General features: G+C 56.4%; 8 protein-coding genes. 4 read left to right on the top strand and 4 right to left on the bottom strand.

What is annotated here, in order from left to right; translation table 11 throughout:
* Positions 1–189: 189 nt before the first annotated feature.
* Positions 190–1,521, top strand: coding sequence for a diguanylate cyclase (locus tag QA646_RS08860; protein ID WP_283058700.1), 1,332 nt, complete (start codon positions 190–192; stop codon positions 1,519–1,521).
* Between the two features lie 19 nt (positions 1,522–1,540).
* Here the strand turns inward: QA646_RS08860 and QA646_RS08855 are convergent, their stop codons facing one another.
* From QA646_RS08855 to QA646_RS08845, 3 genes are all read right to left on the bottom strand, one after another.
* Positions 1,541–2,560, bottom strand: a complete 1,020-nt coding sequence (locus QA646_RS08855) for a GlxA family transcriptional regulator (protein WP_349254261.1) — start codon at positions 2,558–2,560, stop codon at positions 1,541–1,543.
* A 301-nt stretch (positions 2,561–2,861) separates the two neighbouring features.
* Entirely contained in the window at positions 2,862–3,068 is a 207-nt protein-coding gene (locus QA646_RS08850) for a hypothetical protein (protein WP_283058698.1), read from the bottom strand.
* A gap of 502 nt (positions 3,069–3,570) precedes the next feature.
* Positions 3,571–4,089, bottom strand: coding sequence for a helix-turn-helix transcriptional regulator (locus tag QA646_RS08845; protein WP_283058697.1), 519 nt, complete (start codon positions 4,087–4,089; stop codon positions 3,571–3,573).
* Between the two features lie 472 nt (positions 4,090–4,561).
* On the opposite strand from QA646_RS08845, the gene QA646_RS08840 reads away from it, so the two are divergent.
* The gene (locus QA646_RS08840) at positions 4,562–6,490 is read left to right on the top strand and encodes an AAA family ATPase (RefSeq protein WP_283058696.1); all 1,929 of its coding nucleotides are present in this window, start codon (positions 4,562–4,564) and stop codon (positions 6,488–6,490) included.
* A gap of 627 nt (positions 6,491–7,117) precedes the next feature.
* Here the strand turns inward: QA646_RS08840 and QA646_RS08835 are convergent.
* Complete coding sequence (locus tag QA646_RS08835) at positions 7,118–7,489, bottom strand: hypothetical protein (protein WP_283058694.1); 372 nt, start codon at positions 7,487–7,489, stop codon at positions 7,118–7,120.
* 1,746 nt (positions 7,490–9,235) lie between these two features.
* Here QA646_RS08835 and QA646_RS08830 point away from each other — a divergent pair.
* Together QA646_RS08830 and QA646_RS08825 are read left to right on the top strand one after the other, a co-directional pair.
* The gene (locus QA646_RS08830; protein ID WP_283058692.1) at positions 9,236–9,583 is read left to right on the top strand and encodes a hypothetical protein; all 348 of its coding nucleotides are present in this window, start codon (positions 9,236–9,238) and stop codon (positions 9,581–9,583) included.
* Between the two features lie 11 nt (positions 9,584–9,594).
* A complete protein-coding gene (locus tag QA646_RS08825) occupies positions 9,595–16,551 on the top strand; it encodes a DUF4214 domain-containing protein (RefSeq protein ID WP_283058691.1) in 6,957 nt (2,318 codons plus the stop codon).
* Positions 16,552–16,668: the final 117 nt, after the last annotated feature.

Here is a 16,668-nt window from a genome sequence, read left to right as displayed (position 1 = left end):
AGAAAGGATCGAGTTTCAGAAAAACAAAATATGAGGATAATTCATCTTTTGTGCAAGATTTCTGCAATCTCTGGTTCCACTTTCTTCACGAATCCTGTTCACGATGGAGTTGAAGGGCGACGTTGTTTCGCTCGGTATAGGTAACTGTGATCAGCGCATGCCGGGTAGTCTGGGAGGACGTAAAGGCAAATGGTGTTCCGCGTGGATTTCCTCAGCGATGGCCGTAGCCTTCGCCGTGGCAACCAGAATATACTTCTGGTTGAAGATTCGCGTATGTTCTCTTCCGTCCTTTCGCATCGGTTCCAAACCGAACTCGGGCTCAATGTTACCCATTGCGCCTCACTGAAAACGCTGAATGAAGCGCTGGCGGTGGATGGACACGGCTTCACCATGGCCGTGGTCGACCTCAATCTGCCGGATGCACCGCATGGCGAGGCATTGGATGTTACCATCGCTCAGCGTATTCCCACCGTCGTTTTCACCGCGTCCTTCGACATGGACACGCGCAACCGCATCATGGAGCGCAGCACTGTCGATTATGTTCTGAAGGACAATGAATTCGCCCTCGACAATCTCGTTTCCACCGTACGGCGCGCCATCTCCAACCGCGGCACGCGGGTCCTAGTGGTGGATGATCTCTCATCGGCGCGACGCGCGCTGGTGGAGCTCCTGGAGGCGCAGCAGTTCAAGGTGGCCGAAGCGGGCACCGGCGTCGAAGCATTGGCAGCACTTGACGATTATGGTGATATCGAAGTGGTGGTGACCGATCATCATATGCCGGACATGGATGGCTATGAGCTGACCCGGCGTATTCGCCATCGCTATGGCTCGGATCGGATGCGGGTCATCGGCATCTCCTCTTCGAACGACCGTCTGCTGTCGGCGATGTTCCTCAAGGCGGGTGCAAGCGATTTCATCTATCGTCCATTCGTCGCCGAAGAGCTGCAATGCCGCATTGCGCACAATGTCGAAACCCTGATGCAGCTCAAGCAACTACGCGCCGCCGCCGCGAGCGACTATCTGACAGGGCTCTATAATAGACGTTATTTCTACGATCACGGCCCGAGGATCGTCAGCGAGTGCCTGCGTCATCAGCGGCCGATCTCGGTCGCGATCCTCGACATCGATCATTTCAAACATCTGAACGACACCTATGGCCATGAAATCGGCGATCAGGTGTTGAAGGCCGTTGCCGGCCGGCTTCATTTGCTGTTCGAAGGCAGTGAGAACCTGCTCTCCCGTCTTGGCGGCGAGGAGTTCGCGATTCTGTTCACCGAGATGGATTCACGCGCAGCAACGACGCTTTGCGACGAGGTGCGCGTCAATCTCTCTAATTTGAAGGTGAATGCGGACGACGAGGAGCTCTCGGTGACGGTGTCGATCGGTGTTGCCGAAATTGCCGGCCGCGAGGCATTCGAAAACTATCTCAATGCCGCCGACCAGTTTCTTTACATGGCCAAGCACAAGGGCCGCAATCAGGTCTATTCCGATGCCAAGATGACGGAGGAAGCGGCGGAATAGCCGCCTCCATCGGTCAGCCTCAGACGACGACGCCGCTGCGGTTGCTCGACATGGTGAGCTTGCGCTCGGCGCGCTCCTGCTGTGGCGAGCGGTTGTACAGTTCGCGATAACACTTGGAGAAGTGCGATGCGGAAACGAATCCGCAGGCAACCGCCACCTCCACGACCGGCATCGAGGACTGCACCAGCAGGTGACGCGCGCGGTCGAGGCGGATCTCGAGATAGTAGCGCGCAGGCGAGCGGCCCATTTCCTGGCGGAAGAGGCGCTCGATCTGACGGCGCGAGAGGCCGGCATCGTCGGCGATCTCCAGCAGCGACAGCGGCTCGGCGAGATTGCTTTCCATCAATTCGATGATCGACAGCACCTTGGCGTTCTGAACGCCGAGGCGCGCGCGCAGCGGCAGGCGCTGGCGGTCATGCGGGCTGCGGACGCGGTCGGTGAGCTGCTGCTCGCAAACGCGGTTGACAAGGTTTTCGCCGAAATCCTGGCCAATCAGGTTGAGCATCATATCGAGCGAAGCGGTGCCGCCGGCGCAGGTATAAAGATTGCTGTCTACTTCGTAGAGATCGGCATAGACTTCAGCCTGGGGGAAGTTTTCGGCAAAGCCAGGGAGATTTTCCCAGTGAATGGCGCAGCGCTTGCCGTTCAGAAGGCCTGCCTGCGCCAGCACATGCGCGCCTGTGCAGAGGCTGCCGACGGCGACGCCACGATTATAGGTCTCGCGCAGCCAGGCATTGACCGACTTGTTCTGGAACTCCTCGACGTAGATGCCTGAACAGACGAGCACCATGTTCGGCCGGTTCTCGCCGCCGAGATTACGGCGTTCGTCGGCAAGCGACGTATTGACTTCGAGGCCGATGCCGCTGGAGGAGTAAACCTTCTGGCCGTCAGTCGAGGCAAGTCGCCACGTATAGGCGGGATAACCCAGCATGCGGTTCGCAATCCGCAGCGTCTCAATCGCAGCGGAAAACGGCAGCATGGTAAAATGGGGAACGAGGAAGAAAACCAGGGAACGCGTCTTAATCGGTGTCTTGCTCATATCAGGAAAATCCATCCTCCAGGACCATCCTGTATTCCTTGCGTCAAATGCGTCGGCTCGATGGTCCAATAGCGACATTGGCATGGAAAATAGCGGCCGCAAAGAGATATTTGTGCAAACCCACTAAAATTACCGCGACAAAGAAAGCAGGCGAAGCGGGTAAGCAATGTCGTGAAGCAACCAAATATATGTGTCAGCAATAGTCAAAATAAAACCAAATACGCGCTCAGGTGCATAAATGTTCGAAAGGCGACGCCCGGTGTGGTTGAGCGTCGCCTTCAGAATTCATAGTATATTACGATCATCGCCAGGCCCTGGAATTCTTGGCTTCGTCGATGGCCGGCCAGCCGAGGTCCTTGCGCATGTCGTCGGAAAGGGACTCGAGTTCGCGCTCGGAGCGCCACCGCTGCCAGCGATCGGCAATCCGCGTGATCAGCTGCACAAAAGTACCGGTCGACGGAAGCGGGCTCCGCATCCTGCCGGACTGTCTATAGGTAATCGTCGTCATTTCAAGGTTCCTTCGGTTCTCAGATGCCCGAAAGGTCGCGACCTTTATGGGCTAATATGGGGCGGGTTCGTCCATCAATCAAACGAATAGATCTTATAGTTGCCATTAGCATTCTTGAACGATCGCACGCTTGGAGGCTTCCGCTCCAGGGCGGAAATCATGACGAACTCGCTTTAAAGCGCCCCAAACCCTGGTCTAAAGCGCCCCAGATTCGGGTGAAGCGAAATAGATTCGACGAAAGCGAAATAGATCGACCATAAACTTATCAGTCGTTTAGCTGCACGCTTGTCAGGATCAACGATTTAGAACTGTAAAACCTAAGCTTCGTGATTTTCGCAGACATCAATTGCGGCTTTGGAATCGATATCGTTCCGCCCGAGCAGGAGAAACAGAAAGTTAGTGGCACGACAGCGGTGACGGTCTCTCCAGCGAACTGTTCGCGACTTCGACCATAAGCAGGACGAACGCTGGAGTCGTTGATAGAAGCTCACGACAAGAGGTCTTAACTGAAAGCTGGGACGTGCAGGATCCAGCCAACTCCCTTGTGTGGCTTCACGAACTGGAAGCCCCGCATCTCAAGGTAAGCCTGGAGCTTGTAGGCTAGCTCGGGCGCAGTCGTCCCGTCAGCGCGCTCGAGCCGTCGTATCGTCGTGTGCGAGGATCCGATCTGTTTGCCCATGTCGGATTGGCTGAGATCTAGCATTACGCGCGCGGCGCACAGCAAAGGCCCTGGCGCCGCGTCGAAGGCTCGTTCTCTAGCGCGCAATGGATCGGGGGCGGGCGCGATTGAATCGTCGAACACCAGCGCCCAAGACTTCGGTGCGTCCGCCTCGAGGGCTCTTACTCCCAGCGTTTCGTAATAATTGCGCAGCGCCACAATGTTGTTGAACCGCACAGGATCGACACCACGCTCCACCTTGTTGATGGTGCGTGTGGAAATACCGGTTTCATCGGCGACCTGTTTCTGGCTCCGGCCGACCGCCTCCCGTGCCGCGTGGAGCATCCGCCGCAGAGTTCTCATGCGTTATCGATTTCAGGAATCGAAAGTGTTGACAATAAGATCGCGAATCAGCAAGTATGTATCGGAAGTCAGAAAGTAAGGATCGCTTTAGAGAAACTTCGCCGGTGAGGTGAATCCTTTCTGCGTCCATCCACCCGAATCGGCTCAGATGGAGAAGCATCAAAATGCGACATCGAATCCCTGATTCCGCACTCGATAACCTCAGCGCAGTCGTTGCCGACTTATCAGCCATTAGGCGTGGGGAGTTCGACCCTGAATCCTTGCGAGACCTTCCAGTCCTTCACGAGGTCACCGTCGGCCAGCGGCCAGTTGCATGCCTTGAAGGGCTTGTCGAAGGCCATCCGCTGATTCCCGACAACCGCCGCATTGTGACGTCGGCACTTTTCAGCGTCTTCGGCGAACGAACGCTGTATGCCCGCACGCTAAGCCGTTGGTATCGGCTTGGCGGAACTGTCGACCTGGGGAACTGGTAATGCGGACGCGATTGGAAAAAAGGGCATTTGCTGACCTTGCCCGATCCCCTATCGTATTCCTCGCATACGCTGGCTTTCGCTCAGCACTCCGGCACACGCCCGAGATCCATACGGACCAACACAACACCGTCGTGTGCATTTTGCCAAAGGGCGCGAAGACGAGCAGTTACGAACACGCGGCAGAAGTCCTGCTTCGGGGGCGGCATAAACGTTTCGTGTACGAGGATCTGCAAAAGAGGGTGCATCTCCTCGACAACATGAAAAAATCAGAGTTGACAAAGACCCTCAATCGAAGGGCTTTGCGCCCCATTGGTCAGATGATCTATCTCGCTTCGGATCCCTCCAGTGTCGACCCCTTGGTCGAGATCGTGGCCGATCGTGTTGTCGAACTCCATAAACCGAGCGCTCGCCAAATCATGGCGGCGCGCCGGTTAGGCGGACTGAGACCGATTTCGGAGGCTCTGGCGGCTGAGGTTGCGACACAGTCCATGGAGGTCATCGAAATGGCGGTTGGTCGTCGGTCTCTGGATGAAGCTGATCTCATGAGGATAGCCGGCGTCCTCCGAAGATCCGAGGCGGCCGAATCCATTCTGGGACCGACGCTGGACGAACTTCCGGGCTTTGCCGGCGCGCGCGACTGGGTCGCCAGGATCCGTCACGGCGTAAAGGATTGGAGGGCGCACGTCGTTCCGTGGTCTCACGTCGAATCCGCTGCACTCCTTTCCGGTCCGCCGGGGGTGGGCAAGACCTATTTCGCCCAGGCCTTGGCAAGAACGCTTGGTTTCAAGCTTGTGGCGACATCAGTGGGAGACTGGCAGCGATCAAAACAGGGTTATTTGGGCGACACGCTGAAAGCGATGGAGGCCTCCTTCGCGGAGGCGAAGGCGGCCAAAGGCGCGGTCCTTCTGATCGACGAGTTGGATTCGATCGGCGATCGCAGGCGCATCGGTAACGCGCACCGGTATTACGAAACAACCGTTGTAAACGCTCTCCTCGAGTTGACCGATGGCGTTGGCCGATTGGAGGGCGTGATCCTCCTGGGCGCAACAAACTATCCCGATCGAATAGATCCAGCACTCAGACGATCCGGTCGGTTTGAGACACATATTGTTCTCGATCCTCCGACCGCGCAGGAGAGAGCGGAGATCGCCTCTTTTCACCTTGGCGGAAGGATTCGACCTGAAGACATGCGGACGGTGACGGATCATTTCAAACGTGCCACGGCAGCGGACCTTGAATCCCTGGCCAAGCGGGCACGGAGCCGTGCAAGGATGCGCCAGTCCGAGGTCGCGCTGGAAGACTTGGCCGCAGAGCTTCCGGAGAGAATTCCCATTCCGGAAGACGTCGCTTATCGCATAGCAGTCCACGAGGTTGGTCACGCGATGGTCGCTGTCCATACTGGATTCATCGAGTCGGCGACGATCGAGCTCGAAACGACGGCCGTAATGGGCCAGGTCGACGATCTGGGGAGAACCCACTACAGCACCGATGAACGAATTCTTCCGGGAGAGCACTTTCTGACGGCGAAGATTCGGACGCTTCTGGCAGGCATGGCCGCGGAAGAAGTGGTGTTTGGAGAGCGATCGATCGGAGCTGGCGGTGTCATAGGCAGTGACCTGGAACAGGCAACGAAAATCGCGACTGCGATGGCAGTGTCATATGGACTTGGCAGCTCGCTGCGATTCGATGCGCCATCGCAAGCGGTCAACGAATCCTTTAGACCATCTCCCGAGATCGCCGGCGACGTGAGTCTGATCCTGCGAAAAGAGTACCAAGCAGCCAGAGACGTGGTGCTGATGGTCGATGAAGAAATTAGGAAGTTCGCGAGGCTTCTCGTTGTCGACAAGCAGATTGCTCTGGAACGGAAACAGGTGCTCCAGATCTTCAACGCGAAGTCTGCGCGCAGCTCCCGTGGCAGCAGCCGGTGAGCGCTTGCATTTTAGCCGCGTCGCGTGGCCTGGCAGCTATGCCTCGCGAAACCGGTTGCTTGGGCAATGCAGAGCATTGTCCAACATCAACAATCGCAGTCGAGAGCGGACGATTTTCCCAACGTCCAATCGTTAGGCATTTCCGTCCACGTCGCCATCCTCGTCCAGTTCCCATACCGGCAGATTGGCATTCGTCTCCAGTCGTTCCTTGATGATGTGCCGGAACGGATGATGCAAAGCTCCGGCTCCGTCTTACAAAAGCCTGCGTGAATAGCAGGATAATGCGGCGGTCTATCGGATCGAAGTTTGACCGACATCTGAATTTTGCAGCGGACTGCGCGCAGCCCTCATGCAATGAGCGACGCAGTGACGGTCTGGCCAAAGTTCTACCGCGCCACTCGGAAACCGTTCGCATAGTAGCGGACATCGGCATCGCCTCGCGCGCGGCGCTTCTGACGTGGTCAGCACGACTGCCGAAATAACCGCCGTGGAGAACGCGGTAGTTGCGGTCGCCCCTTGTCCATGCGACCCAGCCGACTGAGCGCTCTGAACTCACGCCGCCAGTCCTGGGCCTATTCAGTAGAGTCCCCTAATTCCCCCAGGGTTAGAGGCGGCCGCGTCTTAAACTTAATTCTTCAGGTCGCACTTAATATCGCCTCTCAAGCACTGCATGCCTATATCCGTCGAAATGCAAATCTCCAAACTTGCATAACTGCGCCCTTTTATGGTCTCACGCGATTTCATGCACTCTGCAAGGCCTGCGGGGGAAACGAGGGTCCATTTTCTGCCGAGGCGCTCCCTCGCCATTTTCTCAAAGGAAAGGCACTTTTTGGTTTCGGTATCTCGCTCTGCCGCATCCAACATCTTCGATGTTAAATCTTGACAGAACGCCCCGCTATCAAACTGGGGAAATTCTAAAGGTGCAGCCCTTGACGCCGAAGCGCCCATGGCTGTGCTGCAAATCAAAAACGTCACTGAAAAGGCGGCCATGTAACGCAAGTAACTTCCCCTATAGTTGCGCTTGGGTAAACGTATTCAACCTTTTTTTTAAATCCGGCGCAATAGCCTGGGTCACTGCCACACCTGACGAGTATGCCGCTCTGATTTGGCGAAAGCAGATTCTAAGCTGACTTTTGAAGGTTGATCATGGACCTCATTCGATGCGACATTCCGGTTCTGTGGCGATATGCCGCACCTACTTGTCATGGAGGTGGATCATAAATAATACTCTCGGCATGGTTGAGGATTGGCATTGAGCGAATCCCTACAATTTTTGTACGCGATTGCTGATTGTTAGTACTTGGGCAGACGATGAGGGCATGAGTTGGGGGTTATGGGCGGACTAGAAGCGGATGAAATAAGCGGCGCCCGTTCCCATTTGCAGCGCTGTGTTCGTGATGCTCTTTCTCCAGCGGCATCTAGTTAATTCATAAATTTCTACGTCTACGAGCACTTCGGGATAGAAGGCTCGTGATGATTTCGGCAACGGAATCGATGATGAAGTGTCCAGATTCAACCACCTCACACTCCCAGGGAGCATTTGGATTTACCATAATCTGGACGTTTATTCCGACGCTGTAGTTTTCTTGGCGACTTGAGTGCGTATTTTTGTCAACTGCTGAATATAACTCCCCGTTGTATTCATATTCGACGTCGATAAATATGCTTTGAACTTCAGAAACAATCTCTGATCTTGAATTAACAATTCGCGCAATTACTGGAACGAATTCGATCGTTATTATATTTTTTCGTACCTTTATAGTTACTGGTATTAGGAATATTACAACAAAAGAACAATAATATAGTATATTATAGAATTCCATTATGATTTTCCTTTGTTGTGGCGCAGCAGAAGTTAAATTTCTATATATTTCAAGGTATTTCTACTTTTTTGGTTGGCGCGGCACATCTAGTTACGAAATTCTAATGGGGGTGAATTGATGAGCAACGGAAATTTGTCAGGTTCTGTCGGTGTTTCCTATCAAGGGAACTTTGGGGTCGGTCTGTTTGGTGGCAGCTACTCTCTTCGCGACACGAACGGAACCTCGATGGACGCGAGAGTTCAGGTCACAGCGGGCCTTCTTACGGCAAGGGTTACGTCAACCGCGACAGGTTTTCAATTCGACTTAGGATTGGGATTTGTTGTTGGTGCAATTGCAGGTGCTTCAGGCTTCATAGGATTTGGCCACAAGTTTGGTAAGAATCCAGGTGACTATGCCACGGCGGGTATTGCGGGCAAAGTCGCCGGGCCCGTTGGCGTGAATGCTGGTGTCTCCCTCGGGCTTCCAGCCCAGCAACCTGCCCCGCTAAACTACGACACCCTTGAGTACGGTTGGCAGTACGACAACGCGTCACATGTTTATGTGAAGCCGACACCTATGGATCTGCCGGGCTGGCAGAAAACCCCGGATTACTCAGCATTAAAAACGGGGCTTGACACTCCAAAGGAAGACCTTGCCGCGAGCATAGCCAATTTGGCGAGCATCGCTCCTGCCGGTGTAAACCCAGTGCAGTATGGCCAAAACTTCAACCTCGACTTAGCGCTTCACCCTCTGACGCCAGACGAGATCGCCTCGCTTGCATACACGGCTCCAACTTATACGCCCGTTGATCCTGTGGTACCGACGCCGGTTACCCCTGTTGAAAATACTTCGTGGAATTTTGGCTTCATGCCCAACGTTCCAAATGTTCCGGTGGCACCAACGCCGCCCTCGATGAGCTTTGAACCGTTTTTCGGGGGGCTTCTTGGCGACCTCGGAAGCTATGCCCGCGATGATTGGGGACAGGATTCGCCATCCGAGCACGGACCCGGTCCAGGCGGTGGTGCCAGCAGCGGGAGAGGCTATTCCCGCGATGATTGGGGACAGGATTCTCCCTCTGAACATGGACCCGGTCCGGGTGGTAGAGCTACTGGCGGGTATTCCGGTTACGGTGGCGATGACTCTCCTTCCGAACATGGACCTGGTCCGGGTGGCAGGGCTACTGGTGGATATTCCGGGTACGGCGGTGATGATTCTCCCTCAGAACATGGCCCTGGACCTGGCGGCGATGAAGGTAACCCTGTTCTCCTCGACCTATCGGGCAATGGCCTGAGCCTCGACACGTTGTCCAACTCGTCGCAGTTTGTGAATGTGAATGGCGATGGCTACCAGCATCGCACGGCGTGGGCGGGCAATGGCACGGGCGTACTCGTGTTCGACGCCGACGGCGATGGCAAGATCAGCAGCTCGAAGGAATTCGAGTTTACCCAATGGGATCCGACGGCAATCGGCGATCTCGAGGCGATCAAAGACGTGTTCGACACAAACGGCAATGGCAAGCTCGATGCCGGCGATACGCAATGGTCGAAGTTCAAGGTCATGGTCAACGGCCAGCTTGTGTCGTTGTCATCGCTCGGAATTACCTCGATCGACCTTACGCCAAAGGGCAGCGGCCAGACGTTTAGCGACGGTTCGGCAATCACTGGCACAACAACCTTTACCAAATCCGACGGTTCGACCGGGACGGTGGGCGATGCCGTTCTTGCCAGCGATTCCAACGGCTACATCGTCAAGTCGACTGTTGTCACCAATGCTGACCAGTCAAAGACGAACACCATCCAGGCCTATAACGCCGATGGCAGCTTAGCCTTCCAGGATCTGGTGACCACCAGCGCCGACGGCAACAGCGTGTCGACCAAGTTCGATGATGACGGCAATGGAACCTATGACCGTTCGCAGACCGATGTCACTACGGTTGCTTCCGGCGTTCGCACGCGGGTCGTAACGGACTTCAACGCGGACGGCTCTGTCGTCGACAGCACGACGACCGTCACCAGCGCCGATCACACGTCGGTAACGACGACCCTCGATCAGGATGGCGACGGTAAGGCAGACCAGAGCCAGACGTTTGTCACCAATGCTGATGGCTCGAGTACGACCACGACCAAGACGCTCAGCGCGTCCGGAGCGACATTGGGTCAGGTTCAGGTGCAGTCGAGCGCGGATGGTCTGACGGAGACGACGAAGACTGACGTCAACGGCGACGGTACCTATGACGATGTCGTATCCGATGTTACTGTCGTCGGCAGCGATGCCTCTCGCACCCGGACTGTGACGGACAGCAGTGCCAACGGAACGTTGTTGTCGAGCGTCACGACGGTCACCAGCGCCGACCGGCATACCAAGACTGTGACCAGTGATATCGACGGCAACGGTACGGTTGATGAGCGCGACCTGACCCAGACCACAATCGCCTCGAATGGCGACGTGACCACAGTGGTGACGATTACGAATGGCGACAATTCGGCCAGAAGTAAGGCTACGACCGTAGCGGCGGCAAATGGCCTTTCCTCCACGGTATCGACTGATATTACGGGAGACGGCATTGCCGATCTCGTTCATTCTGACGTGACGACTGTTGCCTCCGATGGCTCGCGCACGGAAACCGTCCAGGATAAAAGCGCCAGCGGTGTATTGCTATCGAGCAACATCACGACGACCAGTGTGGATGGTAAGAGCAAGAACATTTCGGTCGACGCCAATGGCGATGGAGCTGCAGATAGCACGAGCGTTATTACGGTTGCGAGCGATGGAACGATCACCGAAACCGACAGTTCCCTCAATCCGAACGGATCTCTTGTCGGCAAGATGCTCACGACGACAAGTGCCGACGGTCTTTCGAAGACCATCAGCACTGATGCCAATGGTGACGGTGCCTACGACGCCGTGACGACCGACGTTATCGCTGCCGGCACTGGCGGTGCACGGGTGGAGACCGTGACGAAGAAGAGCGGCAACGGCACCGTCATCGGCAAAACGGTGACGACGACGTCGGCCGACAGCCTGACGCAAACCATGCAGTCAGATATCAACGGCGACGGCACGTTCGACCAGACGGTTTCCGATGTGATCGTTTTGAATGCCGGCGCCCGCACGGAAACGGTTGCGGCGAAGAGCGGCAATGGCACACTACTGAGCCAGACGGTGACGACTGTCAGCGCCGACCGCAAGACAACCACGGTCTCCAAGGATGTCGATGGTGACGGTCATGTCGACAGCGCCTCGACTCACATTATCGCGACCGATGGCAGCCAGACGACGACAACCAGCATTACGAGTGCCGATGGTGCGCTTCACGGCAAGAGCACGCTAACGGTCAGCGCGGATGGTCTGACCATCACCACTGTCACGGATGCGAACGGTGACGGCACAATTGATCTAACGACAGTTGATCAGACGGTCATTAACGCCGATGGCAGCCGCACCGAAACAGTGTCTGAGAAGAGCAACACCGGGGCACTCCTCGACAAGGTGACGACGACTACCTCCGGGAACGGCCTGACGATCACTATCCAGAAGGATGTCAATGGCGACAGCGTCATCGACACCAGAAGCGTTGCTGCGACTGTGCTCAACAGCGATGGCTCGAAGTCGACGACGACTTCGGATTATGCAGGCACCTCGTTGATCGACCAGACGAAGGTGACGATAAGCGCCAATGGCCTGGTGACAAAGACCGACTATAATTACGATGGCAATGGCACGGTCGACCGCACTGAGACTTCCACGAAGACCTTGAATGCCGACGGTTCGACCTCCCTGGTCGATGCTATTACCACCGTGAGCGGCACGCTCCTGTCGAAAACGACCAACACCGCGACCTCGGATGGCAAAACGGTTACAAGCCAGGTCGACCTCGATGGCGACGGCAAGATCGATGTGAAGACGACGTCCGTCATCGACGCTACGGGCCTGACCACCAAGACGGTGGAGACCTATAAGACGGGCACGACGACGCTCGCCAGCAGGGCGGTCACGACGACCTCCGCCAATGGCCTCTCGATCACGACCAAATCCGACCTGGATGGTGATGGTACCTTCGAGCGGGTCCTCGGCGACGTCACGACGCTGAATGCCGATGGTTCGCGCACGGAGGCCTTCAGTCGCTCGACGAATACGGTGCCGGTCGAACTGACAACTGTCACCACCTCCGCCAATGGGCTGAGCAAGACAACTGTTGTTGCGAACGATGTGGTCGGAATGACAGCGCGTAACGAGATGTATCGTCTTTATCACGCCACTCTGGGTCGGGACCCCGATGTCGGTGGCATATCCGACTTTGCGGTGGCGTTTAATTCGGGCACAACGGCGGTTCAGCTTGCTGCTGTCATGATCAACTCTGCCGAATTCGCGCAAAAATATGGCACACTCGACAATACGCAGTTTGTCACGCTGCTTTATCAAAATGCCTTGGGGAGGGTGCCCGAAGCGGCTGGCCTGAATGGCTGGGTGGGCACGTTGAACGCCGGAACCTCACGCGCTTCCGTCGCCCAGCAAATCGCGGATTCAGCAGAAGGGCAAGCGCATATGGCGGCCGGCGCCCAGGCTTGGGCGCTCAACAATCCGTCGGTCGTTCTCTCCCCGGTCCGGACGACAACGGACATCACAACGCTCAACGCCGACGGTTCCACGACTGAGGTGGTCGCCAATACCGGGCTTGTTGCGAACAAGACGACGACCACGACAAGCGCCGACGGGAAGACAGTCACGGTGACTTATGACATCGATGGCAATGGCGTCGTTGACCAGAAGTCCGTGACCACGAAGAATGCCGATGGCAGCGTCACGCAGACCCTGTCCGACCTGACGTCCACGGGAGCCGTGTCGCATACCAAGACGATCACGACCAGTGCCGATGGTCTCAACCAGACGGTCAGCTACGACACGGACGGCAATGGCGTTGCCAACAAGACCGTGACCGATGTGACGACGCTGAATACGAACGGCAGCAAGACCACCACGGAAAAAACCTACACGGTCAACAGCAGCGGCACGTTGGTGCTGAGCGCGGTCATCCAGACCGATATGTCTGCCGACGGGCTGACTGTCACCACGAAATGGGATCAGACCGGTTCCGGAACCTTCACCACGAGCCGCACCGATGTGACCGTCCTCAATGGCGACGGATCACGCACGGAGACGGTCAGCTACTTCACCGGTACGACGTTGACGAGCCGCTATCTGACCACGACCAGTGCCAACGGCCTGTCGGTCACGACCCAATCGGATCTGACGGGCTCCGGTACCTATGGCCAGACCGCAACCGATGTGACCCTGATCAACGCCGATGGCACCCGGACACGTACCGTGTCCAGCAGCAAGGCCGACGGCTCGCTAATCTCCAAGTTCGTCACGACGACGAACGCTGATGGCGAGATCGTATCGACCAATGCGCAGCGCACCGGACTGGCGACACAGACGGTCAGCGACACGATCGAGATCCTTGCCGACGGTGCAACCCGCGAGACGGTCGCGACGACCGACGCGTCCGGCAAACTGATCGACAAGACGACCACGCTAACCAGCGCCGACAAACACACGGTAACGATTGACCGCGATGCCAATGGCGATGGCGCCATCGATCAGCATCAGCAATCGGTAACTGCGGATACGGGCGTTGTGACGTTGACGGTCACCGACTACAAGGAGGCTGGAGTCAAAGCAGATAGTTCGGTCAGCACGACAACGGCGAATGGCCTTCAGACCACCATCAATTGGGATCTCGACGGCAACGGCACGAACGATCGCCAGAGAATAGCAGTCGACACGAACAATGCCGACGGCAGCAAGACTACGGTCATCTCCGACACGGATCTGACAACCGGCAAGTTGGCGACGAAGACCACGATCCAGCAATCATCCGACGGTACGGTGCGGACGACCTCGAAGGATGTCGATGGCGACGGTACCGTCGATCAGGTGGAAACACTGACAGCCGACACGACAGGCGCGACCGTTTCGATCATGACAAACAACGCGACAGCGCAGAAGACCAACTATCTTCTGGCTGGCAAGGTCTATTGGAAGCAAGCAATCGCAGCCAAGATGGAAACCGACGGTTCCGCGGATGGCCACACGAAAACTGTCAAATACGACTATGACGGCAACGGCACCTATGAGGTCGTCATGCAATCGCAGCTTCAGGTGGATGGCTCGACAGTTGCAACTGTGACCGAGACCAATGCCAGCGGCGCCGTTGTCGCCAAGGGCACGATCACAACCAGCACCGACGGCCTGATCACGGTCCTCAGCAAGGATTCCAACAATGATGGCGTCATCGATCACACGGAAACCTCGGTGACCCACAATGACGGGTCGATCACGCTGACGAAAGTTGATCTGAACGCCAGCAGCGTTGTCACTCAGACCATCGTCGATACAGTCTCAGCTCTAGGCAGCCTGACGTTGCGTGTCACCAGTGATGGTCAGGGGCGCAAGACGTCGCAACTTGCGATCGCCGCTGATGGGAGCTCAGTAACAACAAATTACAATGCTGCCGGCGGACAGGTACTCAGCGTCATCAACGCCAACAAGGCGGGCATTCCGACATCCGCCATCCTCTACGATCCATTGAATGCCAATCCTTGGACCCGCGTCGAGCAATCCTTCGACGCATCAGGCAAGAAGACGCTCGAAAAGCAGTTCAACGATGATGGTACCCGGACGGAGATCACTTTCTACACGCCGACCGGAGCGCAGCAGCACGTTGACTACTTCAATAGTGCCGGTGTTCGCACCGGATTCACCGATTTCGACGTTACGAACTCAAGTGACTGGGCTAGGATTGACAACGCTGTAGACAGCGCGGGCAGAAGAACAAGCGAAACCGTGCATTGGGATTCTTACGACCACACTAAAGTAACCCTCTTTGATCCAGCCAACACTCAGCCTTGGAACAATATCGTGCAGGATATTGACGGGCAGGGGCGGATGGTTTCGCAGGCCCAAACCAATGACGATGGAACCAAGACGACTATCTTTTTCTATACGCCAACTGGTGCTCAGCAGCATATCGATTATTTCAATGCGGCGGGGCAGCGCACAAACACCATCGACTTCGACGTGACCAATTCGCAGACGTGGAGTCGGGTTGACAATACTCTCGATGCTCCAAGTGGTCAGACCCTGAACCAAACGATCTATTGGGACAATGGTACGCGAGCCGTGAACTATTGGGATGTAGCCAACACTCAGGGCTGGTCGACGATCAATCAGGCGTTTAACGCTGCCGGGCAGATGACGAACCAGAACGTCAACAATGACGACGGAAGCAAGGTGCTATACGCCTATGACGTGGCCAACTCACAAGGCTGGTCCTATATCGCGGATGTCTATGTGCCGAATGGTCAGTTGATTACTGACAATGTCTACAGCGACACACCAGGCTCGCTCACCGCGACAAACTACGACGTGTACGGCAATCAACCCTGGACGCGTTTGGTTCAAAATTTCATCAATAACGTGGAGCGCACTGCTACGACGTATAATGATGACGGTAGCTACACGAACTACCAATACGATGCCTCTCACAAGCTGACCGGGTGGCAGCGTTATGCCTATGTGAGCGGTGGTGGCGGTGGCGGCAGCACTGGGTGGAAGATGGTCGACCAATGGCCGCAGCCAAGCTCCGGCGGCAACCGGCCGGTGCTTCTCGACCTCAACGGCGACGGCCACATCGATCTTCGGCCGCTCGATACCAACGCGCTTGCCACCGGCTCGTCCGTCACCTTCGACTGGAATGCCGACGGAGCACGTGATGGAACCGCATGGGTCGGACCTCAGGACGGCTTCCTGGCGATTGACCTTGGTGAAGACGGTCAGGCTGGCCCGGACGGTGTCATCGACCAGGCGAGAGAACTCTCCTTCTCGATGTGGGCCACCGACGATCAGGTTGCCGCGAACGGCGGCTCTGTCTCCGACCTCGACGGCCTTCGTTTGGTCTTCGATAGCAACCACGACAACGTGCTCGATGCCAACGATGACCGTTGGAGCGAGTTCCGTGTCTGGCGGGACGCCAACCAGAACGGTGTGGCTGATGATGGCGAATTGCTGACGATGTCGAACGCTGGCATCAAGCTCATCAATCTTCTGCCGACGACCGATGGCAGCCAGTCGTTCGCCGACGGGTCCGCGATCACCGGCACGAGTTCCTACCAGACCAGCGATGGCACGTCGCGCTATCTGGTCGGCGATGCAACGCTCGCCTACCAGGCGGCGATCCTGCAGCAGAATGCTGCTTGATCAACAGCAAGCGGAATGCCGAGCCAAATCGGGGTTCGGCATTCCGCCATTTGATTGCGATCAACTTGATCGGCAAGGCGGACGTCGATTGCCGTATCTACCGGAGCCTCGGCACAT

Origin of the sequence: Rhizobium sp. CB3090 (genome assembly GCF_029714285.1) — a bacterium.
Classification (GTDB): Bacteria; Pseudomonadota; Alphaproteobacteria; order Rhizobiales; family Rhizobiaceae; genus Rhizobium.
The sequence above is the reverse complement of the archived record's forward strand: the minus strand, read 5'-3'. Positions and strand labels throughout refer to the sequence as shown.

Excerpts from the sequence above, each read along its gene's own strand:
- QA646_RS08860 (WP_283058700.1), top strand. The coding sequence starts at position 190 with ATGGTGTTCCGCGTGGATTTCCTCAGCGATGGCCGTAGCCTTCGCCGT.
- QA646_RS08855 (WP_349254261.1), bottom strand. The coding sequence starts at position 2,560 with ATGAGCAAGACACCGATTAAGACGCGTTCCCTGGTTTTCTTCCTCGTT.
- QA646_RS08850 (WP_283058698.1), bottom strand. The coding sequence starts at position 3,068 with ATGACGACGATTACCTATAGACAGTCCGGCAGGATGCGGAGCCCGCTT.
- QA646_RS08845 (WP_283058697.1), bottom strand. The coding sequence starts at position 4,089 with ATGAGAACTCTGCGGCGGATGCTCCACGCGGCACGGGAGGCGGTCGGC.
- QA646_RS08840 (WP_283058696.1), top strand. The coding sequence starts at position 4,562 with ATGCGGACGCGATTGGAAAAAAGGGCATTTGCTGACCTTGCCCGATCC.